Genomic DNA, 24,197 nt, shown 5'->3' with positions numbered 1-24,197 from the left:
ACGCGGCCCGTGGTTCCGGCCGCGGACCCTGAGACGTCCCTGAGACCGGACCCCGACACGCCCCTGAGGGACCGTTGCCGTCGGCCCCTTCCCATGCTGTACCCTCGGCGGCCCCGGTCTAGCTAGTCAAATTTGAGGAGCAGGGTCATCTCCACGCAGAGGGTTCCCGCCGAAGCACCGCCCGACGTCCCCGGACCGTCCCGCTGCCACGCCGTGTTCGTGCCCGGCGACCCGGCCCGCGCCGGCCGCGTCGCCCTCTGGCACCCCGACGCCACCACACTGCCCGCGATCGGCTCCGCCGGACGTCTGCGCGTCGTCCGGCGCGCGGGTGCGGGCGTGGAGGTCGCCGAGGTGCCGGCCGCCCTCGTGCCCGTGCGGGAGGCGCTGCCGCTGCTCACGCGGGCGCGGGTCGCGCCGGACGCGCATCCGTCGGCCGCCTTCTGGGGCGCCGCCGCGCTCCTGGCCCTGCAGTGCGTGGCGCGCGGGCTGCTGCTGCCCGGTCTGTCCCCCGGCGACCACGACGCGTGGCGGGTCGGACCGCTCGGCGAGGACGACGTCGAGCGGATCCGGCGGCTCGCCGACGCGATGCCGCCCGAGGCGCACGCCGTACCCGTGGACGACGGTCCCGAACCCCGGCTGCCCGTCCCGGAGCGGCTGTTGCGGGCCTTCCTGGACGCGGTCGCCGACGCCCTGCCGCGCTCCCCTGCCGCGCCGCTCGTGACGGGCGGCCCCGCCTATGCGTCACCGCTCCCCCGGCGTCTGCCGCAGGCGCGCGCGTGGGCCGCCGACGTCGCGGCGGGGCACGACGCCGGGGTGCGGATCTCGCTGCGCGTCGAGGTGTCGGGGCTCGACGGGCCCGAGGAGGCGCCGAGGTTCCGCGTGGTGCCGCAGGTGCGGTCCGTCGCCGAGCCCGGGGTGGTCGCGGACGCGGCGGAGGTGTGGGCCGGGACGGACGCGGACGCGCCCGTGCACCGGTCCCCGGTTCTGGGCCCCGGCGCGCGCATGGACGTCCTGCTGGCGCTGCGCCGCGCGGCGCGTGCCTGGCCCGTGCTGACGCCCCTGTTGTCGGCCGCCGTCCCGGACGCCGTGGACCTCCTGGACGACGACGTCGAGGACCTTCTCGGGAACGGCGCGCGGGCGCTGTCCGCCGCCGGGGTCGAGGTGCACTGGCCGAGGGAGCTGTCCCGGACGCTCACCACGCGCGCGGTGGTGGGCCCGCCGGACGGGCAGGCCGGGGCGCCGTCCTTCCTGTCGGCCGACGCGCTGGTGGGCGTCGGCTGGTGGTTCGCGCTCGGCGGGCAGCAGCTGACCCGCGAGGAGCTGGACCGGCTCGCCGAGGCGAACCGTCCGCTCGTGCGGCTGCGCGGGCAGTGGGTCCTGGTCGACCCTCAGGAGGTCCGGCTCGCGCGCTCCCGGCAGGACCGCAAACTCGACCCCATGGAGGCCCTGGGCGCCGCTCTGACGGGCTCGGCGGAGCTCGACGGCCGCCTCGTCGAGGTGCACTCCACACGCTGGCTGGAGGGCCTGCGGGAGCGTCTGGCGCCGTCCGGCGGGCAGGAGCCGCTGGAGGCGCCCGCCACGCTCGCCGCGACCCTGCGGGACTACCAGCGGCGCGGCCTCGACTGGCTGGCCCGGATGACGTCGCTGGGCCTCGGCTGCTGTCTGGCCGACGACATGGGCCTCGGCAAGACCGTCACCCTGATCGCGCTGCATCTGCACCGCCAGACCGACCCGGCGTCGGCGGGACCCACCCTCGTGGTCTGCCCGACGTCGCTGATGGGCAACTGGCAGCGGGAGATCGAACGGTTCGCGCCCGGCGCGCGCGTACGCCGCTTCCACGGCCCGCGCCGGGACCTGGAGTCCCTCACGGACGGCGAGTTCGTCCTCACCACGTACGGCACGCTGCGACTGGACGCGGCCCGGCTCGCCGAGGTGCCCTGGGGGCTGCTGGTCGCCGACGAGGCACAGCACGTGAAGAACCCGTACGCGGCGACCGCCCGCGCGCTGCGCACCGTCGGAGCACGCGCGCGGGTGGCGCTCACCGGCACCCCGGTGGAGAACAACCTCTCCGAGCTGTGGGCGATCCTCGACTGGACGACGCCCGGTCTGCTGGGCCGGCTCACCGCGTTCCGCGCGCGGTACGCGCGGGCCGTCGAGGGCGGCGCGGACCCGGCCGCCGCCGAACGGCTCGCCCGGCTCGTGAGCCCGTTCCTGCTGCGCCGCCGCAAGTCCGACCCGGGCATCGCCCCGGAGCTGCCGCCCAAGACGGAGAGCGACCGCCCGGTGTCGCTCACACCGGAACAGGCGGGCCTGTACGAGGCGTTGGTGCGCGAGACGCTCGCGGAGATCGCGGGCGCGGACGCCATGGCGCGGCGCGGTCTCGTCGTGAAGCTGCTGACCGGCCTCAAGCAGATCTGCAACCACCCCGCCCAGTACCTCAAGGAGGCGCGGCCGCGGATCGCCGGGCGGTCCGGGAAGCTGGAGCTGCTCGACGACCTGCTCGACGGCGCCCTCGCCGAAGGGGCCGGCGTCCTGGTGTTCACGCAGTACGTGGCGATGGCCCGGATCGTCGAGAGGCACCTGCGCGCGCGGGGCGTGTCCACGCAGTTCCTGCACGGCGGGACGCCGGTCGCGCAGCGCGAGGCGATGGTCGGCCGGTTCCAGGACGGGGAGGTGCCGGTGTTCCTGCTGTCGCTGAAGGCGGCCGGGACGGGACTCAACCTCACCCGGGCCGAGCACGTCATCCACTACGACCGCTGGTGGAACCCCGCCGTCGAGGCGCAGGCCACCGACCGCGCGTACCGGATCGGGCAGACCCGGCCGGTGCAGGTGCACCGGCTGATCGCCGAGGGGACGGTCGAGGACCGTATCGCGCGGATGCTGGAGCGCAAGCGGGAGCTGGCCGACGCGGTGCTCGGCTCCGGCGAGAGGGCGTTCACGGAGCTGACGGACGCGGAACTGGCCGAACTGGTGGAGCTGCGAGGGGGGACGCGATGAGCGGGCACGACGGGTACGGGGAGTCGACGTACGAGGTGGCGGCGCCCGCGCGCGGGCAGGCGTTCGCCCGCACCTGGTGGGGGCGGGGGTGGGTCGCGGCGCTGGAGGACGGGGTGCTGGACGGTGCCCAGATCCGTGCCGGGCGCCGCCTCGCGCGCGGGGGCGCGGTCGGTGCCGTGTCGGTGCGTCCGGGCCGCGCGACAGCGGTCGTCCGGGACCGGGACGGTACGGCGCACCGCGCGGACGTGCTGCTGCCCGAGCTGTCCGCGGCGCAGTGGGACCGGCTGCTGGCGCTCGCCGTCGAGCGGGCGGGGTACGTGGCCGCACTGCTCGACCGCGAGATGCCGCCGCACCTGGTGGAGGACGCGGCGACCGCGGGCGTCGACCTCCTGCCGGGGCTGGGCGAGCTGGAGGCGTCCTGCGACTGCGGCGCCTGGGACCACTGCGGGCACACGACGGCCCTGTGCTACCTGGTGGCCCGCCTGCTGGACGAGGACCCCTTCGTCCTCCTGCTGCTGCGCGGGCGCCCCGAACGGCCCCTCCTCGACGATCTCCAGGCCCGCACCGCAGCCCCCGTGCCCACGCGCCCGGAGGGTGTGGACGCCGCCGACGCGTACGCGTCCGTCCCCGCCTCGCTGCCCGCCCCGCCGGACCTTCCCGACGGCCCCGGTGCACCGCCCTCCCTGGACGCCGAGACCGCGCCGCCGGAGGGCGTCGTCCCGGCCGCCCTGGAGTTCCTGGCCGCGCAGACGGCCCGTGAGGCGCACCGGCTCCTGCGGGACGCCCTGTACCGGACGCCCCAGGACGCCGAGCTGACGCTCTCTCAGGACGTGGTCCGCCTCGCCGCCGCGGACCCGTCCGACCCCGGCGTACGCGCGCGGCTCGTCGAAGGGCGCGCGGACCTCGGCCTCGCCGTACGCGCGTGGCGCGAGGGCGGTGTGGCCGCGCTGTCCGTCCTCGACGAGGAGTGGACCCCCGACGGCGACACGTCGGCCCGCGCGCGGGCGGCGCTGGAGGCGGCCTGGGACGCGGACGAACGTCCCGCTCTGCGGGCGCGCGCCAACCGCTGGACCGTCGTCGGGGATCCCGCGCAGATACGCCTGGACCGCGACGGCCGCTGGTGGCCCTACCGCCGGCAGAACGGCCGGTGGACGCCCGCGGGAGGCCCGGCCCTGGATCCGGCGACCGCACTGGCGGCGGCCGTCCGGAGCGAGGAGGAGGGCCCGGGGTGAGTCACGGCAGCAGGGAGGCCAGGTCGCTGGGGATCAGACCGCTGGGGATCAGGTCGCTCGGGATCGCGGTCGGCAGGGCCGTGGGCAGCCGCGTCGGCAGGAGGCTGGCGAGTCCGCTCGGCAGCTCGCGGGCGGAGGAGGAGGCGGAGGTGGCGGAGGTCGAGGGCTTGTCGCCCTCCCCGTCGTCGCCTCCCGAGGCCGTCAGGACGACGATCACGACGACCGCCACGCCCACCAGCGCGGCCAGGGCCGCGAACAGGGACGTACGGCGCTTGCGGGGCCCCGGAGGGCGTCGGCCGTCGTCGTACGGCGGAGGTGCGCCGAAGCCGCCGCCGGAGGGCGGATGCGGAGGTACGGGCGGAGTGGCCATGGTGTCCACCATGGGCCCGTCCCGGCCCGGGTGGCGTCCCCCGCGCGGGAGTTGGTACCGGGTCAGGTCAGGGAGGACATGATTCCGGCGTATTCGACCCACCGGCTACGCGCGCGGGAGCCTGTCGCCCACGCGCGCGTGCCCGTTCGGCCGGGACGGTGACCCGTCTCGGCCGCCCTGGACGCCAACCGGCACGCGCGCGTGGAGTCTCGGTCAGCCGCGGGCACCCAGGAGGTGGTCCATGGCGAGCTGGTCGAGGCGCTCGAAGGCCATCCCGCGCGCGGCGGCGGACTCGACGTCGAAGTCCTCGAAGGCGGCGCGGTCGGCGAGCAGCGCGCCCAGGCCGTCGGCGGCGGTCGGCTGGGCCAGCTCGTCGAGACGGGCCGCACGCAGCGCCTCCTGGACCTGCGGGTCGGCGCGGAAGGCGAGCGCACGCTCCTTGAGGATCAGGTAGTTGCGCATGCAGCCGGCCGCCGACGCCCAGACACCGTCGAAGTCCTCGGTGCGCGGGGGCTTGAAGTCGAAGTGCTTCGGGCCCGCGTACCCGGCGCTCTCCAGCAGGTCGACCAGCCAGAACGCGGAGCGCAGGTCGCCCGCGCCGAAGCGCAGGTCCTGGTCGTACTTGATGCCGCTCTGGCCGTTGAGGTCGATGTGGAACAGCTTGCCCGCCCACAGCGCCTGCGCGATGCCGTGCGGGAAGTTGAGGCCGGCCATCTGCTCGTGGCCCACCTCGGGGTTCACGCCGTACAGCTCGGGCCGCTCCAGGCGCTCGATGAACGCGAGCGCGTGGCCGACGGTCGGCAGGAGGATGTCGCCGCGCGGCTCGTTCGGCTTGGGCTCGATCGCGAACTTCAGGTCGTAGCCCTGCCCGGTGACGTACTCGCCGAGGAGGTCGAACGCCTCCTTCATGCGGTCGAGGGCGTCGCGCACGTCCTTGGCGGCGCCGGACTCGGCGCCCTCGCGGCCGCCCCAGGCGACGTACGTCTCGGCGCCCAGCTCGACGGCCAGGTCGATGTTGCGGATCGTCTTGCGCAGCGCGTAACGGCGCACGTCGCGGTCGTTCGCGGTGAACGCGCCGTCCTTGAAGACGGGGTGGGTGAAGAGGTTGGTGGTGGCCATCGGCACCTTCATGCCGGTCGCGTCGAGGGCCTCACGGAAGCGCTTGATGTGGCCCTCGCGCTCGCTGTCCGAGGACCCGAAGGGGATCAGGTCGTCGTCGTGGAAGGTGACGCCGTGGGCGCCCAGTTCCGACAGGCGCTGCACGGTCTCGACCGGATCGAGGGCCCCGCGCGTGGCGTCGCCGAAGGGGTCCCGTCCCTGCCAGCCGACGGTCCACAGGCCGAAGGTGAACCTGTCCTCAGGGGTGGGCTGGTAGCTCATACCGCGGCTCCTTGGTGCGTACGACTATTTCGTCATGGCCGTTTACAAATTAGTATGCGGACGCATCTGAGGGAAGACCGATCTCGCCGAGCCGTGAAAATTGAGGGAGAGCCCGATGTCAGCAGCCGAAGGTCCGCTCGTCGTCGGCGTGGACTCGTCCACCCAGTCGACCAAGGCGCTCGTCGTCGACGTGGCGACCGGCGAGGTCGTCGCGAGCGGCCAGGCCCCGCACACGGTCTCCGCGGGCGCCGGGCGGGAGAGCGACCCGCGCCAGTGGTGGGAGGCGCTCAGCGAGGCGCTCAGGCAGTGCGGCGACCCCGCGCGCGAGGCCGCGGCGGTGTCGATCGGCGGGCAGCAGCACGGCCTGGTGACGCTGGACGCCGACGGCGAGCCTGTCCGCCCCGCCCTGCTGTGGAACGACGTCCGCTCGGCCCCGCAGGCACGCCGGCTGACCGAGGAACTGGGCGGCGCGAAGTTCTGGGCGGAGCGCACCGGCTCCGTCCCGGCGGCCTCCTTCACGGTCACCAAGTGGGCGTGGCTCGCGGAGAACGAGCCGCAGTCCCTGCGCGCCGTCAAAGCCGTACGGCTGCCGCACGACTACCTCACCGGCCGGCTGACCGGCGAGGGCACCACGGACCGCGGGGACGCCTCAGGGACCGGCTGGTGGGCCTCGGGCACGGAGGGCTACGACGAGGAGATCCTCGCGCACGTCGGCCTCGACCCGGCGCTCCTCCCGCGCGTGGTGCGCCCCGGCGAGGTCGCGGGCACCGTCCGGGACGGTCACGGCCTGCCGTTCGCCAAGGGCACCCTGGTCGCGGCCGGCACCGGCGACAACGCGGCCGCGGCGCTGGGCCTCGGGCTGCGCCCCGGGGCGCCCGTCCTCAGTCTCGGCACCTCCGGGACGGTCTACGCGGTGTCGAAACAGCGCCCCACCGACCCGACCGGGACGGTGGCCGGTTTCGCCGCCGCGCACGGCGACTGGCTCCCCCTCGCGTGCACCCTCAACTGCACCCTCGCCGTCGACAAGGTCGCCGCCCTGCTGAACCTCGACCGCGAGGCGGTGGAGCCCGCCGCGGGCGTCACCCTCCTGCCCTACCTGGACGGCGAGCGCACCCCCAACCTCCCGAACGCCTCCGGCGTCCTGCACGGCCTGCGCCACGACACGACCCCAGGACAGCTCCTCCAGGCCGCCTACGACGGCGCCGTGCACGCCCTGCTGGGCGCCCTGGACCTCGTCCTCGACGCGGACGCGGACCGTTCCGCGCCGCTGCTGCTGATCGGTGGCGGCGCGCGGGGGCGTGCCTGGCAGGAGACCGTACGGCGTCTGTCCGGGCGTCCCGTCCAGGTCCCCGAGGCCAAGGAACTCGTCGCCCTCGGCGCCGCCGCGCAGGCCGCCGGCCTGCTCACCGGGGAGGACCCGGCGGCGGTCGCGCGCCGCTGGGACACCGCGCGCGGGCCGGTCCTGGACGCGGTGACGCGGGACGATGCGGCGCTGGAGCGGATCTCGGGGGTGCTGGCGGACGCCGGGGGGCTGTTGGGCGGCTGAGCCGGTCGGGGTCCTGTCAGAACGCCGTCCCGCGCGTGGGAATGTCGTAGCAGTGGACTTTTGATCCATTGCCCGCGAGTTCCCCGCAGCCCGCCCCGACCAGAACCGGAGGACACCCCCGCATGACCGCCCCCCTGCACGACCCCCGCCCCACCGCCTCCGGCCGGGTGTCCTCCGACACCCAGCAGGGCATGCGGCAGCGCAACCTCGCGCGGGTCATGCACGCCGTCAGCGCGGAGGGACCCCTCTCGCGCGCGGCGGTGGCCTCGCGGATCGGGCTGACGCGGACGGCCGTGTCGACGCTGGTGGACGAGCTCATACGCGCGGGCCTGCTGGAGGAACTGGGGCCCGAGCGGCCGGGGCGGGTGGGCCGGCCGGGGTCCGCGCTCGCGGTCTCCCGGCGCGGCCCCGCCGGGATCGGCGCGGAGATCGGCGTCGACCATCTCGCCGTCTGCGCGGTCGACCTGCGCGGCGAGGTACGCGCGCGGGCCGAACGGCAGGGCACGAACCGGGGCCGCTCCCCCGCACCCGTCGTCGCGGAACTCGACGGCCTGGTCCGGGAGGTCGTCGCCGAGGCCCGGGAGCAGGGACTGTGGGCGGCGGGACTCGCCGTCGCCGTGCCGGGGCTCGTCGCGCGCGACGGGCGTACGGTCGTGCGCGCGCCGAACCTCGACTGGCACGGCGTCGACCTCGGCGAACTCCTGCCGGACCGGCCCGTGTTCACCGCGGACAACGAGGCCAACCTCGGCGCGCTCGCCGAACTCTGGCTCGGTGAGGACACGCCCCGGGACTTCCTGCACGTCTCGGCCGAGATCGGGATCGGCGCGGCGGTCGTCGTGGACGGCGGGCTGCTGCGCGGGACCCGGGGCTTCGCGGGCGAGCTGGGGCATGTGCCGGTCCACCCCGACGGCCCGGAGTGCGTGTGCGGCGGGCGTGGGTGCCTGGAGCAGTACGCCGGGGAGGAGGCCGTCCTGCGGGCGGCGGGCCTCGCGCCCGGTGGCGACCGGGTCGGGCTGCTCGCGGGGCGGGCGGCGGACGGTGACGAGGCGGTGCGGCGGGCCCTGCGGGAGGCGGGGACGGCGTTCGGGATCGCCCTCACCGGGGCGGTCAACCTGCTCGACCCCGAGGGGGTCGTCCTCGGCGGGGCGCTGGCCGGGCTCGCGCCGTGGCTGCTGCCGTCGCTGGAAGCGGAACTGGCCCGGCGGACGGCTGGGCCGGTGTGTCCGGTGTCCGTGTCGCGGCTGGGGTCGGAGGGGCCGTTGTTGGGGGCGGCGCATTCCGTGGTGCGGGGGGTGCTGGACGATCCGGTGGGGGTCGGTGTCGGGGCGGGGTGAGGTGAGGGTGGACCGGGGGGTGAGGCTGGGGAGAGTGAAGCCGGGCTGTGCCGGTTAACGTGCGGTGGGGAGTTGAGTCGGGGGCGGCCCGAGGGGCGAGCCAAAAGCCGCAGGCCAGGGGCCGGCTGGTGAGCCGGGGCGAGCCAAGAGCCGGACGCCGGAGGCCGAGTCAGAAGCCGAGAGTCCAGAGCCAGGTCCAGGGCCGGAGGCCAGGGCCGGAAGCCGGGACCGGAAGCCAGGGCCGAGCCGAGGGTCGAGGGCCGAGCCAAGAACCGACTGAGGCCGAGCGGAGCGGGTGCCAGGCCGCCCGATCCAGCGTGATTGTCGGACTTAACGGCGAGCCGAAACGATCCTCCCTGTGGACAACTCCCGCCCCCACCCCCGCGATTACCCCGTTCGAGTGAGCGAGTTATCCACAGCCCCAGCTCTGTCCACAGATTCCCGAAGTGCCCCCTTGCGGACTTCCCGCTCCCCGTACGGTGTGATCACGCACCGCAACGGCGGAGCGTCGAACTCCCCACCGCCAGAAGGGCCTTGAATGAACCGAGCCAGTCCCCTCCCCGGCCGGCGTCACCTTCTCAAAGGAGCCGTGCTCGCGGCCGCGTCCTCCGTGGTGCTGCCCGAGCCGAGGGCCGGGGCGCAGACCCAGGCGGCCGACTATCCGGCGGCGTTGTGGGCCCCCGCGGACGCCGCCAACTACACCGCCTCCGACCGCCCTTCGCGGCAGCATCCCGTCGATCTCGTCGTCATCCACGTCACGCAGACGTCCTTCGACAAGGCCCTGACGGTCTTCCAGAACCCCAAGAAGCACGTGTCCGCGCACTACGTGGTCCGCTCCTCCGACGGTCGGGTCGCCCAGTGCGTACGGGAAGCGGACATCGCCTGGCACGCGGGGAACTGGGAGTACAACACCCGCAGCGTCGGCATCGAGCACGAGGGCTGGGTGGACCGGCCCGCCTACTTCACGGACGCGATGTACGAGCGGTCGGCGCGGCTCACGGCGACGGTCTGCGACCGGTACGGGATCCCCAGGGACCGGGCGCACATCATCGGCCACTACGAGGTGCCGGGCACCGACCACACGGACCCGGGCCGGAACTGGGACTGGGCGCGGTACATGAGACTCGTCGCCCAGGTCTGACCGGATCCGCGAGGACCGGATTCCGGCGAGTGCCGCCGCGACGGTTGTCGGCGCCCGGCCCCGGAGTGACGATGGCCGAAGTCCGCCGCCCGAGCCCGTCCACGCCGCACACCCCCACCCGGCGCGGAACGCGCAACACCACCCGCCCCGCCCGTGGGGCGCCGTCCGCATACACCGCTCCCCTTCGACCGGACTCGCTCAGCCACCACCTCCGCTCCTGCCGACCATCAGCCCGCACCACCACCGGTACCAACCCCCTGCCACCGCAGCACCCCAGCCCCCCATACCGCACAACCCACTTTCCAGGAGGCCGAGTTGACCGATCCCTGGGTGGCCCTGGAACCGGGGGCCGACCCCGCCGAGCGAGTCCGCACGCTGCGGCGGGCGCACGAGACGTTCACCGCGGCCGGGACGGTCGCCCAGCCGGTGCGCCGGGTGGTCGCGGACTCGTGGCGGCGCTCCGCGCGAGCCGGCGTGGGACCGGACCGCACGGCGGACGTGGAGCTGACGGACGCCGCGCTCGGCGCCTACCGCGCGGAACACCCGCTCGCGCAAGTGATGCCACTGCTGCGGGAGTTGATGGCACCATTCGCGGCGGACGGCGCGCATCTGCTCGCGGTGTGCGACGCGCACGGCCGGCTGCTGTGGGTGGAGGGACACGCGGCGACCCGGCGGCGCGCGGGGCGGATGAACTTCGTGCCCGGCGCGCGCTGGGCGGAGAGCGCGGTGGGAACGAACGCGCCGGGGACGGCGGTCGCGGTGGACCGGCCGGTGCAGGTGTTCGCGGCGGAGCACTTCACACGCCAGGCCCAGCCGTGGACCTGCGCGGCGGCCCCGGTGCACGATCCGCGCACCGGGAGGGTGCTGGGCGCGGTCGACGTGACGGGCGGGGACGCGCTGGCGCATCCGCACAGCCTGGGGTTCGTGCAGGCGGTGGCGCGGGCGGCGGAGGGACAGTTGGCACTGCTCGCGCGGGAGCGGCCGACGGTGGAGGCGCCGGAGCTGGCCGCGCTGGGGCGGGACGAGGCGCGGTTGACGGTGGGCGGCAGGCGGGTGCGGCTGAGCCGGCGGCACAGCGAGATCGTGGTGCTGCTGTCCCGCCACCCGGAGGGCCTGACCGGGGACGAGCTGCTGTGCGCGCTGTACGAGGACGAGTCGGTGCCGCCGGTGACGCTGCGCGCCGAACTGGCCCGGCTGCGCGGGGTGCTGGGCCCGGAGCTGCTGGCCTCGCGGCCGTACCGGCTGACCGTGCCGGTGGAGTCGGACGTGGCGGTCGTCGAGCGCAGGCTCGGCGCCGGGGCGGTGACGGGGGCGCTCTCGGCGTACGGGGGCCCGCTGTTGCCGGCTTCGCGGGCGCCCGCGGTGATGCGGCTCAGGCGTCAGCTCGCGGACGAGCTGCGGGCGGCGCTGATCGCGGGCCAGGACCCGGATCTGCTGTCCGGCTGGGCGCACGCGCCGTGGGGCGAGGACGACTTGGAGGTGTGGCGGGCGCTGGCGGCGGTGCGCCCGACGGCACCGGTGCGGGCGCGACTGGCGGCGCTGGAGGCGGAGTTGACGGCGGCGGGAGGGTGGGGGACGTGAGGGCGACGGGCAGGGCCAGGGCCGTAGGGATGGCGGTGGTCGGCACCCGCCTGGCGCACACGCCGGCACGCGGCGCCGGCCCAGGACACACACCGGCACGCGGCGCCGGCCCCGTTCACACAGCAGCGAGGGGCGCCGGCGCCGTACCCGCAGCCGTGCAACGTGGGTGCAACGTCCGGGTGCGTACGGTCGGCCGGAGCTGTCCAACGGCGGGCAGCGCCGGTGAAGGAGGCATGGGATGACTCGTTACGCCGCGCCCGGGTCGGAGGGGGCGCTCGTCTCCTACCAGGGGCGTTACGACCACTTCATCGGCGGGGAGTATGTGCCGCCGGTGCGGGGGCAGTACTTCGAGAACCCGAGTCCGGTGAACGGGCAGCCGTTCACCGAGGTCGCGCGGGGTACGGCGGAGGACGTGGAGAAGGCGCTGGACGCGGCGCACGCGGCGGCGCCCGCGTGGGGGCGGCGGTCGGCGACGGAGCGTTCGGACGTCCTGCTGAGGATCGCCGACCGGATGGAGGCGAACCTGGAGGCGCTGGCGGTCGCGGAGAGCTGGGAGAACGGCAAGCCGGTGCGCGAGACGCTGGCGGCGGACATCCCGCTGGCGATCGACCACTTCCGGTACTTCGCGGGGGCGGTGCGGGCGCAGGAGGGGTCGCTCAGCGAGGTCGACGAGGACACCGTGGCGTACCACTTCCACGAGCCGCTCGGCGTGGTCGCGCAGATCATCCCGTGGAACTTCCCGATCCTGATGGCGACGTGGAAGCTCGCGCCGGCGCTGGCGGCGGGCAACACGGTCGTGATCAAGCCGGCCGAGCAGACGCCCGTGTCGATCCACTACTGGATGTCGCTGATAGCGGACCTGCTGCCGCCGGGTGTCGTGAACATCGTCAACGGCTTCGGCCTGGAGGCGGGCAAGCCGCTCGCGTCGAGCCCGCGGGTGGCGAAGGTCGCGTTCACCGGGGAGACCGCGACCGGGCGGCTGATCATGCAGTACGCGGCTGAGAACCTGAAGCCGGTGACGCTGGAGCTGGGCGGGAAGTCGCCGAACATCTTCTTCGACGACGTCTGGGACAAGGACGACGATCTGCGCGACAAGGCCCTCGAAGGGTTCACGATGTTCGCGCTGAACCAGGGCGAGGTGTGCACGTGCCCCTCCCGGGGGCTGATCCAGCGCGGCAACTACCCCGACTTCCTCGCCGCGGCCGTCGCCCGCACAGAGCTGATCAAACCGGGGCACCCGCTCGACACGGAGACGATGATCGGCGCGCAGGCGTCCAGCGAGCAGCTCACGAAGATCCTCTCGTACATCGAGATCGGCCAGAAGGAGGGCGCGAAGATCCTCACGGGCGGTGAACGCGCCGAGTACGACGGTGAGTTGAAGGGCGGTTACTACGTCCGCCCGACCATCTTCGAGGGCGACAACCGGATGCGGGTCTTCCAGGAGGAGATCTTCGGGCCGGTCGTCTCCGTCGCCGGGTTCGACGACTTCGACGACGCCATCAAGATCGCCAACGACACGGCGTACGGGCTCGGCGCGGGCGTCTGGACCCGCGACGTCAACACGGCGTACCGCGCGGGCCGCGCGATCCAGGCGGGCCGGGTGTGGACCAACTGCTACCACGCGTACCCGGCGCACGCGGCGTTCGGCGGGTACAAGCAGTCGGGGATCGGGCGGGAGACGCACAAGATGATGCTGGAGCACTACCAGCAGACGAAGAACCTCCTCGTGTCGTACTCGCCGAAGAAGCTGGGTTACTTCTAGGGGTGCCGTGACCGCGGTGCGGCCGGGATCTCGACGCGCCGGGCGGCGAGGTCCCGGCCGCCGGTGTCCGGGCGGACGTTGAGGACCTGCGACCCGCAGACGGACTACTGCCCGTCCGGGCCGGAGTGGGACATGACCGTGGCCAGGCCGACCCGGGAGCGTACCCCTGCCTTGCGGAAGATGCGGGTGAGGTGGGCCTCGACGGTCTTCGGGGAGATGACGAGGGTGCGGGCTATGTCGTTGTTGGACAGGCCGAGAGCCACCATGCGGGCGATGTCCCGCTCGCGCGCGGACATGTCGGGCAGCGGAGTCTCGGGGGCCAGGCGTGGCCGGCGGGCGCCGAGCCGGCGCTGGACGTCCACGGCTTCCCGGTAGACGTGGCGTGCGCCCGACGCCTCGGCGAGGGACTTGGCCCGGTTGGCGTTCTCCAGGGCCTGTTCCTGGGCGTGGGGATCGCGTGACGCGAGGGCTGTGGCGAGCAGGAGTCTGGCCCGGCACTCCTCCAGGGCGAGCCCGCCGGCCCGGAACCCGCGGACCGCTTCCCGCAGCGGGCCGACGGGGTCCGGTGCGCTGTGGGCGCGGGCGAGGGCGGCGTGTCCGCGCTGGCCGGGGAGGTTGAGCAGGTCGGCGTCGAAGGCCGCGCGCCGGGCCCACTCGGCGGCCCGGTCGTGGTCGTCCAGCGCTGCCGCCGCCCGGGCCGCGAGGCCGTACCAGATGGGCAGGATGGACCGGGCGGTGCCGGGGTGTTTGTCGTGTTCGGTGGCCGACCTGATCAGCTCCAGGCTCTCGGCGGGCCGGTCCTGGTCGAGCCGGATGTCGGCGAGCACCCCGGCGGTGACCGCCCAGAGCCTGCCGCCCGCGCCGACCTCCTGGACGGCCCGCTCCGCGATCGGCGCGGCGATGTCGGGGCCGTCGAGCCGCGCGGTGGCCCACGCGCGCAGGGCCAGAGCGAAACCGAGGAGGGCGGGCCGGCCCATCCGGCGGGCGTCCTCCTCCGCGGACTCGGCCGACGCGAGGGCGTCGGTGAGGCGGCCGACGCTGACGCTGGCGTAGGCGTGCGCGAGCCGCAGGTACGGCAGGGTGAACAGGTGCCCCGAGACCTGGGCGAGCCGGATGCCGCGGGCCGTGTGACGCAGCGCGTCATGGTGGCGTTCGGCGAGTGCCTCGGCCCAGCCGAGCTGGGAGACGGTGTCGAGGTGCGGGGTGAGTTCGGCGTCGGCCAGGGCGTCCACCAGGGCGGAGGCTTCCCGGGCCCGGCGCAGCAGGGCGGGGACGTCGCCGGCGAAGGCGCTGCAATGGGTGAGGCGGACGGTCGCGGCCATGCGCAGATGCCGGTCCTGTTCGCGCGTCGCGTGCCGCAGGACGTCTTCCGCCAGGGCTCGTGAGCGGGGGAAGGCGCGGCGCAGGAGGCTCACGGTGGCGAGTTCCAGGCGGAGTGGAATGCTCAACCGGGCGGGGCTGTCGGGGTCAAGGGCATCGGCATGACCGAGGGCATCGGCATGACCGGGAAAGCCGGCGGAGCCACGAGCCTCGGCGGAACCACGCGCGCCAGCGGAGCCACGAGCGTCGGCAGAGCCACCGGCCCCGGCGGAGCCACCAGCCTCGGCAGAGCCACCGGCCCCGGCGGAGCGGAAGGCATCGTCAGGACCCAGGGTCTCCCCCGTGCCGTCCGACGTCCCCGCGATCAACGCGAGTTCGGCCGTCAGCAGCGATTCCGCCCGGCCGTAGTTGCCGAGGTGCCGTTCGGTCATCGCGTGCAGCGCCACGAGTTCCGTGTCCGCCCTCGTACGAGGCGCGTCGGCGGGCCGGGGGATCCGTCTGAGCAGGTCCCGGCACTCCCGTAGCTGTCCGATGGCCCCGAGCGCCCGCGCCAGGGACGTCATCAACTGTACGCGCAGCCCCTCGGTGTCCTCGCGGAGCAGGCTGAGCGCCGTACGCAGCCATGCCGCGGCGGCGGCCGGAGCCGTCTCGCGTACCTGCTCGGCGGCCTCGGCGAGCAGGCGGACCGCGTCCCGGTCGCCCGGTTCGGCGGACCGGGCGACGTGCGGGGCGCGCTGGGCGGGTTCGGTGCCCCACTCGCGCAGGATCCGGTCGGCGCGGGCGTGTGCGGACCGGCGCCAGCCGTGGGGTGCCTGCTGGTAGACGACGGCCCGCACCACCGGGTGGCGCAGGCGGCAGGTCCGCGCGCGGGTGTGGTCGGCCCGGACCAGGTCCACGCCGATGAGGCGGTCGAGTGCGCGCAGGGTGCTCTCCGGGTCCCGGTCGGCCACCTCGGCGAGATGGGTCGGGTCGAACTCCTCGCCGAGGACGGCGGCGGCCCGCAGGACGGTCTCCTCGACGGCGTCCAGCGACGCGAGTTCACCGGCCAGCGCGGAGGCCGCGGTGAGGGCCGCCTCGTCCGGCAGCGCCCAGGGGACGGTCCCGCCGGGCGGCACGAGCGGCTCCGGGGACCGCGCGAGGACGCGGAGGTAGAGCGGGTTCCCGCCGGCGGCCTCGTACAGGAACCGCTGCCGTTCGGCGCCGAGGAGTCCGCCGGTGGTGGCGCGCGGCAGCGGCCCGAGCCGGATCCGCTCCACGCGGTACGTGTCGTCCGGGTCGGCGAGGCTCGCCGCCAGTGTCACCGGGCACTGCCGGGGGCGCAGGGCGCAGGCGAGGATCAGCGGCGGGTGGGGGTGGCGCAGGAGGTGCGCCAGCGTCGCGAGGGACGCGTCGTCGGCCCACTGGAGGTCGTCGAGGCAGAGGGCGAGGCGCCCGTACGCGTCGGCCGTCGACCTGAGGAGGCCGGTGATACATCGGAGGAGCAGGGCCTCGTCCGTACACAGGGCGTCCGGCGCCTCGAAGTGGCGCAGCAGCACGTCCCGATCCGCGTGGCGCAGCAGCACGTCCCGATCCGCGTGGCGCAGCGGCACGTCCCGGTCCGCGTCGGCCCGCGGCAGGCCGAGCGCCTTGAGGACCGGTTTGCGGAAGGCGGCGAAGGGCCGGCGCCGGTCCGCCGGGGACGCCCTTCCCGACAGCACGGTCAGTCCCGCCTGTTCGGCGAGGCCGCTCCACTCCGCCAGCAGCCGGGTCTTGCCGATGCCCGGGTCGCCGGTGATCTCCAGCAGCCAGGGTCCCCGGTGCTGTCGTCCGGTGACGGCCCGCCGCAGTCGTCCCAGCTCCCGTTCCCGGCCGACGAGTTCCGGGCCGACAAGTTCCCCGCCGACGAGTTCCCCGCCGACGAGTTCCCGGCCCACGAGGGGATCGTCGGTCGCGGACGGCCGTGCGTGGCCCAACGGCGCGTTCAATGTGCCCCCTTCACGCTTCACGACAGTGGTCAACCGCGACACCCAGCCTCATCGAACTCGGGTACGAATACATCGGGGGAATCCCGTAACGGCCGTACGTAATCACCGGGGCCGTACACGGAGTTGCTACGGTCGCAGGCGAACGGCATCAACGGCATCGGGGAGGAAGAGGAGCACGTGACGGACCGTATCGAGGTGGACGCAGTCGACAAGGTCCTCATCCGGCGGCTCCAGCAGGACGGCCGCGCCTCGTACACCGAACTCGGCAAGGAGGTCGGGCTGTCCGCGCCGGCCGTACGGGCCCGGGTGCAGCGGCTGACGGAGCGCGGGGTGCTCCAGTTCGCCGGTGTCACGGACCCGCTGAAGCTCGGGCTGCCCGTGATGGCGCTGCTCGGCATCAAGGTCGAGGGCGAGGTCGGGGCGATCGTCGACGCGCTGGAGGGCATCGACAGCGTGATCTACCTCGTGTCCACGGCGGGCGCCTACGACCTGTTCGCGGAGGTCGTGTGCCGCAGCATGGCGGAGCTGTCCACGGTCATCAACGACGGCATCCGGACCGTGCCGGGGGTGCGCACCGTGGAGTCGTTCCCCTATTTCGGCATCCACGTGCACCGCTTCACCTGGGACCTCCCCTGACGAAAGCGTCACTGCGCGTGCCGCGCGAATGTCGGAATCGATATTCAAGCACCGCGATTGCTTCACAATCAGAAGTCGATCACCCGGTTTTACTTCTGTATGGTTGCCGTGACCGTCCCGGTGAGAGAGAGAACGGCACCCATGACCGCAGAGCCCGTACCGGCCCCCGTCGGGCGGGAGGCGGAACTCTCCGCGCTCGCGCGGAGCGTGGCCGCGCTCCGGGACGGCCGGGGTTCGGTCGTGGAGATCGCCGGGGAGCCGGGCATCGGCAAGACCCGCCTGGCGACGGAACTCGTCGCGCTGGCCGCGCGGCGGGGGCTCCCGGTGGTCCGCGCCCACGGCGTGCGCGGGAACACCACCCCGTACCAGATCCTGCGGGACGCCTGGGAGGCGCGGCGGGCCGACGGCGGCCCGGACGCGCCGTTCGAGGCGGTCCGCGCGTGGGCGGCGGGCTGTGTCCTGGTGCTGGACGACGTCCACTGGTGCGACCCGGACTCGGCGGCGGTGCTGGTGCGGCTGGCGCGTTCCGCGGTGCCCGGCCCCTTCCTGCTCGCCCTGGCCCACCGCCCCGGGCAGACGGCGCCCGAGGTGCTGGAGGCCCTGGAGGACGGCGTACGGGCCGGCACCGTCACCCGGGTCGAACCGGGCCCGCTCACCCCGCGGGACGTGGCCGCCCTGATCGCGCCCGGGGCCGAACGGCCGGAGTACGCGGCCCAGTTGTGCACGGCGGCCGAGGGCAACCCGCGCTATCTACGGCTGCTCGCCGCGGCGGACTGGCGTGCCGAGCACTGGCCCGACCGCCCCGGCACCGACACCGCGGGGCTGCTGCGCGAGGCGAAGCCGCTGATCGCCGAACTCGACGCGCTGACGCCGCAGGCGGACGTCACGGCGTCGGCGGCGGCCGTGCTCGGCAGCCCCTTCCGCCCGCAGGACGTCGCCCGGGTCTCCGGCCTCGGCCTGGACGCCACCCTGGACGCGCTCGCCGACCTGGAGCGGGCGCAGTTGGTGCGCTCGGCCGACTGGAAGGGCGGCCTCGCCTTCCGGCATCCCGTCATCGGCCACGTCGCGCACGAGAGGGCCGGCGTGTCGTTCCGGCTGCGGGCCCACCGCCACGCCCTGGACCTGGTCACCGGCGGCGGCCGGGCCCGGGAACGCGCCCGGCACGCCGAACACCTGCTGGGCGCGGACGCCGCCCTCGCCGCGCGGGTCCTGGCCGCGAGCGCGGCGGAGATCGCCGTACGGGAGCCGCGCACCGCCGCGCGCTGGCTCCGCTCGGCCCTCGACGCGCTGCCCGACGGGCACGGGGACGCCCGGACCGCGATGGAACTCGCCTGCTGCCGCGCGCTGATCGCCTCGGGGCAGCTGCGCGAGGCCCGTACCCGCGCGCACGAGCTGCTGGGGCACCGGCACACGGCGCTCGGTGAGCGGCAGTCGCTCCAGGCCCACGCCGTCTGCGCGAACGCCGAGCGGCAGCTCGGCCGGTACGCGGAGGCGGCGGCCATCGCCGGGGCCGCCCTCGCGCTGCTGCCCAGGCCGCTGCCCGCGCCGCTGCCGGCCGAGGCCGTGGAGCTGGTCATCGAGTACGGGCTGGTCCATGTCCTCAGCGGAGGTCACGACCAGGCGCGGGATCTGCTCCGGGAGGCCGTGCGGACGCCGGGCGAGGCGGACGACGCCGACCGCACCGCGCTGCGCGTCCTCAACGCCCTGTGCGCGACCCATGCGGGAGACCTGGACGAGGCCGGCGCGGAGGTCGCCCGCTGTGCCCGGCTCGTGGACGCGCTGCCGGACCCGCTCGCGGGCCGTACGCCGGAGCTGCTCGCCCTGCTCGGGAGCGCCGAGCTGTACCTGGAGCGGTTCGCGGACGCCGCCCGGCATCTGAGCCGGGGGCTGGTGCCCGTCGACGCGGGCCCTCAGCGGCCGATCCTGCTGCACCGGCTCCTGGGGCTGGCGATGGCCGAGCAGTGGACGGGCCGCCTGGACGCCTCCGAGCGGCACGCCCGGGAGGTGGAGGAGCTGGCCCGCGCCCTCGGCGTGCAGCCCGCGGTCACCCTCGCGCAGGCGATCCGCGCGACGGCCCTCGTCTGGTCCCGTGGCCGGGCGTACGCCGGTGAGGCCGTCGCGCTCGTCCAGGAGGCCGCCGGTGCCGCCCCGGCCGGTCACGGCTGGTGGACCGCGTCGGCGACCGCTCTGCTGGGGCAGGCACGGCTGCTCGCCGGCGACCCGGCCGGGTGCCGGCGGACCCTGCTGGACGGCGTGGGCGGCGAGCGGCCGCCCGGTGTCCGGCCGTTCTCCCGGCCCCATCTGCTCACCCTGCTGGCCACGGCCGCCCTGGAGTGCGGGGACCGCGTCGAGGCGCACCGGCTGGTCCGCGCCGCCGAGGAGGAGGCGGGCCGGCTCGGGCTGCCCGTCCAGGATGCCTACGTACGCTGCGCGCGGGCCCGGCTCCACCAGGCCGAGGGGGAGCACGACGCGGCGGCCGGGCTCTTCGAACGCGCCGCCGATGCCTTCCGGGCCGCCGACATGCCCGTGCAGTACGCCTGGACGCTGGCGACCGGCGCCCGTGCCTTCCACGAGGCCCAGGGTCCGGCCGTGGCCCTCGGCCACCTCGACGCGGCGGAGGCGGTCGCCCGCGCCCACGGGGCCCTGCTGGTGCGGGAGCGCGTGTCCGAAGCGCGCGCCGAGCTGTCGGGGGACGCCCTGGGCGCCCACCCCCTCGGCCTGCTCAGCGAGCGCGAACGGGAGATCGCCGGTCTCGCGGCGACGACGCTGCGCACACGGGAGATCGCCGAGCGGCTGTTCCTGAGCCCGCGCACGGTGGAGACCCACTTGTCGCGCATCTACCGCAAGCTCGGGGTGTCGTCCCGGCTCGGGCTGTCGGACCTTCTGCGGCGCAGCGGGTAGGGCGGGGCCGTCACCTGGTGGCCCACGGGCTCCACTGTCCGGCGAGGTCCGCGTAGCCGGCGGCGTTCGTGAGGAGTTCCTCGTGCGTGCCCAGGTCGGCCCGGTCGCCGTCGAGGAGGAGAACCTGCCGGGCTCGCCGCGCGGAGGCGATGCGGTGGGCGATGACGATCAGGGTGCCCGGTCTGGCGGCGAAGGCGTTCTCGGCGCGGGCCTCGGCCACCGGGTCCAGATGGCACGTGGCCTCGTCGAGGATCACGATCCGGGCCGGCGACACGAAGGCCCGTGCGAGGACCAGCAGTTGCCGCTCCCCGGCGGACAACTGGGTCCCCGGGTCGACGAGTTCGGTGTCCAGCCCTCCGATCCGCCCGATCACGGCATCGGCCCCCACCTCCTCGGCCGCGCCGAGGAGTTCGGCGTCGGTCGCGCCCGGCGCCAGGTACCGCAGGTTGTCGCGCACGGTGCCGTGGAAGACGTACGCCTCCTGCGGGACCAGCGCGATACTCCGCGCCCTGAGGATCGGGTCGAGCCGGGTGACGTCCCGCGCCCCGAGCCGTACCGTGCCCGAGGTGGGGGTGTCGAGGCCCGCGAGCAGGCCCGCCAGGGTGGACTTGCCGATGCCGCTGGCGCCGACGATCGCCAGGTGCCCGCCCTCCGGCGCCTCCAGGGAGAGGTCGCGCAGGACGGGCTCGGCGTGCGGGCCGTAGCCGAAGGTGAGCCGCTCGACGGCCAGCCCGAAGCCGTCGGGCCCGGCGGCGGACCCCGTACCGGCCGGCGCCCGCGGCACAGCGCCCCCGGCCTCCGCGAGCCGCGTCAGGGTGCTGCCCAGCTGCGTCCAGTGGCCCCCGACGGACCCGGTGACGGCGGTGAGCGCGGCGATCAGCGAACCCGTCACATAGGTGATCGCGCCGACCAGTTCTCCGGGGCTGATCCGCCCCGTCGACACCAGCCAGGGCCCGGTCAGCAGCAGCGCCAGCAACGGCAGGTGGCCGCCGAGGAAGACGAGCAGCACCCGCACCGCCCCGAACCGGGCCGCCGACACCCCGGCCCGGACGTAGGCGTCCGTCGCCGCCTCGACCTGCCCGACGGTGTGCTCCCGTGCGCCGAGGGCGAAGAGGTCGCGGGCGGCGCCCAGGGCCTCCCCGGTGCGGACGACGACCTGTTCCTCGGCGAGGATCAGCGCGCGGCGCCGGCGCATCGTGGCGCGCAGCGTCAGCGGGAACACCAGCAGGGTGCCGAGCAGGGGCGGCAGGACGACGGCCGCCGCGACCGGGTCGAGGAGGAGCAGTCCGGTGACGGCCGCGACGAGGGTGAGCGCGAGCGGGCGGGCGGTGCGCAGCAGGGTGGCGACGAGGTTGCGCACCAGCTCCACCTGCCGGGTCAGCCGGGCCACGGCGGCGGAGTCGGCGTGGCCCTGCCGGGCGGCCCGGTCCAGGGTGGCGCCGACGAGGGTGCGGACGAGGTGGTCGCGCAGGGGTTCGACGACGGCGGCGAAGTGGGGGAACATCGCGCGTTCCGCCCCGGCCCGTGCCCCGTACAGGACGGCGAGCAGGGCCAGCCAGGCCAGGCCCGTGGAGGGGCGGTCCGCGAGGAAGCCCCGGTCGATGGCGGCGGCCGTCACCCAGCCGGAGGCGAGCGCGGGGGACGCCTCGACCAGGGACCAGGCGGCGAGCCGGGTCAGGGGGCGCCTGCTGCCGTGCAGGCCCGCGCGCAGGAGGCGCAGCCCCTCGGGGCTGACCACACCGTGTCCCGTGTCCGGTCGTTCATCCGGTCGTTCAGACATCGGCTTTCTCCTGTCCGTCGGATGCCGGGGTGTCAGCCTGGGCGAAGACCGCGCGGTACCGGTCGTCGAGCCACAGCTCGGTGTGCGGGGCGAGGGCCCGGATCCGGCCGCCGTCCAGCCAGGCCACGAGGTCGCAGCGGGAGGCGGTCGCGGCGCGGTGGGCCACGACGAGGCGGGTGCGGCCCTGGAGGCGGGTCGTGATCGCGTCGGTGACCTCGGCCTCGGTGACGGTGTCGAGTCCGGAGGTCGCGTCGTCGAGGACGTACACGCGCGCGGGGCGGGCCAGGGCACGGGCCAGGCCGATGCGCTGGCGTTCGCCGCCGGACAGGGGGGCGTCCGCGAGGGGGGTGTCGTAGCCCTGGGGCATGCGGCGGACGAACGTGTCGGCGTGGGCCGCCTGTGCGGCTTCGACGACGTCGGCGCGGTCCAGGTCCGGTCTGCCGCAGATGATGGCCTCGTGGACGGTGGCGCCGGTGAGGGCCGGGCGGTCGAAGGCGTACGTGACCTGGCGGGCCAGGTCGGCCAGAAGAAGGTCGGCGACGGGGACGCCGTCGAGGAGGACATGGCCGCTGTCGGGGTCGGAGAGCCGGCCGACGAGTCCGGCGAGCAGGCTCTTGCCCGTACCGGAGCGGCCCACGAGCGCGACCGAGCGGCCGGCGGGCAGGCGCAGGTCCAGGCGGTCGAGTACGGGGGTGCCGTCGCGGGTGACGGTCACCTCGCGCAGCTCCACCTCGCCCGGTCCGGGCGCGGGAGCGGGCCGGGTGCCGTCGGCGGGGGCGGGGCGGGCGAGGATCTCGGCGAGGCGGGCGGTGCCGGCGCGGACCTGGGCGATCTCCAGCAGGACGTCGATCTGGGAGAGCGCGCCGGAGGCGAGGCCCAGGTATCCGGTGACCGCGAGCAGGTCGGCGGGGTTCGTCCGCCCGGCGGCGACGCCGAGGCCGGCGACGGCCGTCACGAGGACCTGCGTCAGCGGGATCAGCAGCTTCAACTGCCATACGGTGCCCCGCTGGAGGTCCCACAGCGCGTGCCCGGCGCGGGCGAGCTCGGGCAGCGGGGCGAGGACCCTGCCGGTCTCGGCGTCCACGGTCCCGGCGGCCCTGATGGTGCGGGCGCCCGCGAGGGCGGAGAGGAGGCGGGCGGCGATGGTGGACTGGGCCTGGAGGTAGCCGGCCTGCGCGGTGGTCGCGCCGCCGATGAACCGGCGGGACACGAGGACGACGGCCGGTATCGCGAGGGTGAAGACCAGCCCTGCCCAGACGTCGATCCGCCACAGCAGGCCGAGCGCGGCCACGGAACTGGCCAGGGAGATCACCGAGCCCGCGACGGTCACCGTGAGGCCCGCCGTGCCCGGCGCGGCCTGGACCAGCCGGGCCGTGGCGTCGCCGGGCGGCAGCGTCGAGCGGTGGCCGAACGCCAGCAGGTGTCCCACGGTGCGCGTCTGGAGCCAGGCGCCCGCGCGTCCGACGGCCGACGCGCCGAGCGGTGCCGTGGTGACGTCCAGCAGACCGGCCGTCAGCACCGCCGCGCCGAGCAGGGTCACGGGGCGTGCGGCGTCGCCGCCGTCCAGCGCGGCCTTGACGGCCGCCGCGAGCAGGGTGGGGGTGGCCAGGCCCAGCAGCGCCCTGGTGACCATGAGGGCCACCAGGGCGGCCAGCGGGCCCCGGACCCGGGCCGCCGTGCTCAGCAGGAGTGCACGGCTCGCGTCCGGGGCCATGTCGGTCTCTCCTTCGTTCGGGGGGTCCCGCGGGCTACCAGGTGGTGCCGCAGGTGCGGGTGAAGACGTCGTCGAGGGTGATGCCGCAGTTGACCGGCTGCGGGTGCGTCTCCTCGTCGGCCAGCAGTTGCAGGGCGTCGAGGTCGGTGTCGGTCATGTCCGGGGCTCTCCTTCTACTCGACCGAGAACCAGCAGGTGATCTTGCAGGTGCTGCCGCAGGGTTCCGGTTCCAGGACGTCGCCCTCGTACAGGCGGCTCTCCTCGGCGCGCAGGAGCTGGAGCGCGTCCGTCTCGATGTCCATGGGTTCGCGGCCTCCTTTTCTTCTCGTCTTCTCGGGTGGGTGGTGCGGTCAGATGACCTTGCTGAGCTCGCAGGATATTTCGCAGGTAAACGGGCAGGTGACGCCGCATTTGTCCGGGTTCAGGCCGCCGTCGACGTACAGACTGCTCTCCTCGGCAAGGAGGAGCTGGAGCGCGTCCGTCTCGATGTCCATGGGTTCGCGGCCTCCTTTTCTTCTCGTCTTCTCGGGTGGGTGGTG

At 74.9% G+C, this 24,197-nt stretch carries 17 protein-coding genes; 9 read left to right on the top strand and 8 right to left on the bottom strand.

Translation table 11 applies throughout. From position 1 onward, the window contains the following. Positions 1-213: 213 nt before the first annotated feature. Positions 214-2,997 carry a DEAD/DEAH box helicase gene (locus ACLZOT_RS47210; RefSeq protein WP_416975508.1) on the top strand — a complete coding sequence of 928 codons (2,784 nt, stop codon included), beginning with the start codon at positions 214-216 and terminating at the stop codon, positions 2,995-2,997. Next, positions 2,994-4,229, top strand: coding sequence for an SWF or SNF family helicase (locus ACLZOT_RS47205; RefSeq protein ID WP_416975472.1), 1,236 nt, complete (start codon positions 2,994-2,996; stop codon positions 4,227-4,229). The genes ACLZOT_RS47210 and ACLZOT_RS47205 overlap by 4 nt, the downstream gene beginning before the upstream one ends. Before the next feature lies 1 nt (position 4,230). Here ACLZOT_RS47205 and ACLZOT_RS47200 read toward each other — a convergent pair whose 3' ends face one another. Both ACLZOT_RS47200 and xylA read right to left on the bottom strand, forming a co-directional pair. Then, positions 4,231-4,599 (bottom strand): hypothetical protein, encoded by a 369-nt coding sequence (locus ACLZOT_RS47200; protein WP_416975471.1) that lies wholly within the window; start codon positions 4,597-4,599, stop codon positions 4,231-4,233. 213 nt (positions 4,600-4,812) lie between these two features. Further along, a complete protein-coding gene (gene xylA, locus ACLZOT_RS47195) occupies positions 4,813-5,979 on the bottom strand; it encodes a xylose isomerase (RefSeq protein ID WP_416975470.1) in 1,167 nt (388 codons plus the stop codon). Positions 5,980-6,094: 115 nt separating this feature from the next. On the opposite strand from xylA, the gene xylB reads away from it, so the two are divergent. The 5 genes from xylB to ACLZOT_RS47170 all read left to right on the top strand — a co-directional run bounded on the left by xylB (position 6,095) and on the right by ACLZOT_RS47170 (position 13,343). Beyond that, complete coding sequence (xylB, locus tag ACLZOT_RS47190) at positions 6,095-7,525, top strand: xylulokinase (RefSeq protein WP_416975469.1); 1,431 nt, start codon at positions 6,095-6,097, stop codon at positions 7,523-7,525. A gap of 122 nt (positions 7,526-7,647) precedes the next feature. After that, positions 7,648-8,859 (top strand): ROK family protein, encoded by a 1,212-nt coding sequence (locus ACLZOT_RS47185; RefSeq protein ID WP_416975468.1) that lies wholly within the window; start codon positions 7,648-7,650, stop codon positions 8,857-8,859. Positions 8,860-9,397: 538 nt separating this feature from the next. Then, positions 9,398-10,000, top strand: a complete 603-nt coding sequence (locus tag ACLZOT_RS47180) for an N-acetylmuramoyl-L-alanine amidase (RefSeq protein WP_416975467.1) — start codon at positions 9,398-9,400, stop codon at positions 9,998-10,000. A 315-nt stretch (positions 10,001-10,315) separates the two neighbouring features. Beyond that, on the top strand, positions 10,316-11,581 hold the full coding sequence (locus ACLZOT_RS47175; protein WP_416975466.1) for a GAF domain-containing protein: 1,266 nt from the start codon (positions 10,316-10,318) through the stop codon (positions 11,579-11,581). A 238-nt stretch (positions 11,582-11,819) separates the two neighbouring features. Continuing rightward, entirely contained in the window at positions 11,820-13,343 is a 1,524-nt protein-coding gene (locus tag ACLZOT_RS47170; RefSeq protein WP_409113262.1) for an aldehyde dehydrogenase family protein, read from the top strand. 104 nt (positions 13,344-13,447) lie between these two features. On the opposite strand, the gene ACLZOT_RS47165 is transcribed toward ACLZOT_RS47170, so the two are convergent. After that, a complete protein-coding gene (locus ACLZOT_RS47165; protein ID WP_416975465.1) occupies positions 13,448-16,627 on the bottom strand; it encodes a helix-turn-helix transcriptional regulator in 3,180 nt (1,059 codons plus the stop codon). Between the two features lie 177 nt (positions 16,628-16,804). Here ACLZOT_RS47165 and ACLZOT_RS47160 point away from each other — a divergent pair, with 177 nt between their 5' ends. Together ACLZOT_RS47160 and ACLZOT_RS47155 are read left to right on the top strand one after the other, a co-directional pair. Beyond that, positions 16,805-17,263, top strand: a complete 459-nt coding sequence (locus ACLZOT_RS47160; protein WP_416975464.1) for an Lrp/AsnC family transcriptional regulator — start codon at positions 16,805-16,807, stop codon at positions 17,261-17,263. A gap of 141 nt (positions 17,264-17,404) precedes the next feature. Further along, positions 17,405-20,164: a LuxR C-terminal-related transcriptional regulator gene (locus tag ACLZOT_RS47155; RefSeq protein WP_416975463.1), complete on the top strand. Its 2,760-nt coding sequence runs from the start codon at positions 17,405-17,407 to the stop codon at positions 20,162-20,164. 10 nt (positions 20,165-20,174) lie between these two features. Here ACLZOT_RS47155 and ACLZOT_RS47150 read toward each other — a convergent pair whose 3' ends face one another. From ACLZOT_RS47150 to ACLZOT_RS47130, 5 genes are all read right to left on the bottom strand, one after another. Beyond that, positions 20,175-21,944, bottom strand: a complete 1,770-nt coding sequence (locus ACLZOT_RS47150) for an ABC transporter ATP-binding protein (protein ID WP_416975462.1) — start codon at positions 21,942-21,944, stop codon at positions 20,175-20,177. Beyond that, the gene (locus ACLZOT_RS47145) at positions 21,937-23,658 is read right to left on the bottom strand and encodes an ABC transporter ATP-binding protein (protein WP_416975461.1); all 1,722 of its coding nucleotides are present in this window, start codon (positions 23,656-23,658) and stop codon (positions 21,937-21,939) included. Before ACLZOT_RS47145 ends, ACLZOT_RS47150 begins: the two co-directional genes overlap by 8 nt. Positions 23,659-23,692: 34 nt before the next feature. Continuing rightward, the gene (locus tag ACLZOT_RS47140) at positions 23,693-23,815 is read right to left on the bottom strand and encodes a hypothetical protein (RefSeq protein WP_416975460.1); all 123 of its coding nucleotides are present in this window, start codon (positions 23,813-23,815) and stop codon (positions 23,693-23,695) included. A gap of 16 nt (positions 23,816-23,831) precedes the next feature. Continuing rightward, positions 23,832-23,960 carry a hypothetical protein gene (locus tag ACLZOT_RS47135; RefSeq protein ID WP_416975459.1) on the bottom strand — a complete coding sequence of 43 codons (129 nt, stop codon included), beginning with the start codon at positions 23,958-23,960 and terminating at the stop codon, positions 23,832-23,834. 48 nt (positions 23,961-24,008) lie between these two features. Then, positions 24,009-24,197 (bottom strand): hypothetical protein (locus ACLZOT_RS47130; protein WP_416975458.1); only part of this gene is annotated, 189 nt, incomplete at its 5' end.

It is taken from the genome of Streptomyces sp. 4F14, from assembly GCF_048159485.1.
In the GTDB taxonomy this organism is placed as follows: Bacteria; Actinomycetota; Actinomycetes; order Streptomycetales; family Streptomycetaceae; genus Streptomyces.
This window is presented reverse-complemented; position numbering and strand designations above follow the sequence as displayed.

What these genes read in the sequence shown, in the direction of transcription:
- ACLZOT_RS47205 (WP_416975472.1), top strand. Translation starts at nt 2,994, where the DNA reads ATGAGCGGGCACGACGGGTACGGGGAGTCGACGTACGAGGTGGCGGCG.
- ACLZOT_RS47200 (WP_416975471.1), bottom strand. Translation starts at nt 4,599, where the DNA reads ATGGCCACTCCGCCCGTACCTCCGCATCCGCCCTCCGGCGGCGGCTTC.
- xylA (WP_416975470.1), bottom strand. Translation starts at nt 5,979, where the DNA reads ATGAGCTACCAGCCCACCCCTGAGGACAGGTTCACCTTCGGCCTGTGG.
- xylB (WP_416975469.1), top strand. Translation starts at nt 6,095, where the DNA reads ATGTCAGCAGCCGAAGGTCCGCTCGTCGTCGGCGTGGACTCGTCCACC.
- ACLZOT_RS47185 (WP_416975468.1), top strand. Translation starts at nt 7,648, where the DNA reads ATGACCGCCCCCCTGCACGACCCCCGCCCCACCGCCTCCGGCCGGGTG.
- ACLZOT_RS47180 (WP_416975467.1), top strand. Translation starts at nt 9,398, where the DNA reads ATGAACCGAGCCAGTCCCCTCCCCGGCCGGCGTCACCTTCTCAAAGGA.
- ACLZOT_RS47170 (WP_409113262.1), top strand. Translation starts at nt 11,820, where the DNA reads ATGACTCGTTACGCCGCGCCCGGGTCGGAGGGGGCGCTCGTCTCCTAC.
- ACLZOT_RS47155 (WP_416975463.1), top strand. Translation starts at nt 17,405, where the DNA reads ATGACCGCAGAGCCCGTACCGGCCCCCGTCGGGCGGGAGGCGGAACTC.
- ACLZOT_RS47150 (WP_416975462.1), bottom strand. Translation starts at nt 21,944, where the DNA reads ATGTCTGAACGACCGGATGAACGACCGGACACGGGACACGGTGTGGTC.
- ACLZOT_RS47145 (WP_416975461.1), bottom strand. Translation starts at nt 23,658, where the DNA reads ATGGCCCCGGACGCGAGCCGTGCACTCCTGCTGAGCACGGCGGCCCGG.
- ACLZOT_RS47140 (WP_416975460.1), bottom strand. Translation starts at nt 23,815, where the DNA reads ATGACCGACACCGACCTCGACGCCCTGCAACTGCTGGCCGACGAGGAG.
- ACLZOT_RS47135 (WP_416975459.1), bottom strand. Translation starts at nt 23,960, where the DNA reads ATGGACATCGAGACGGACGCGCTCCAGCTCCTGCGCGCCGAGGAGAGC.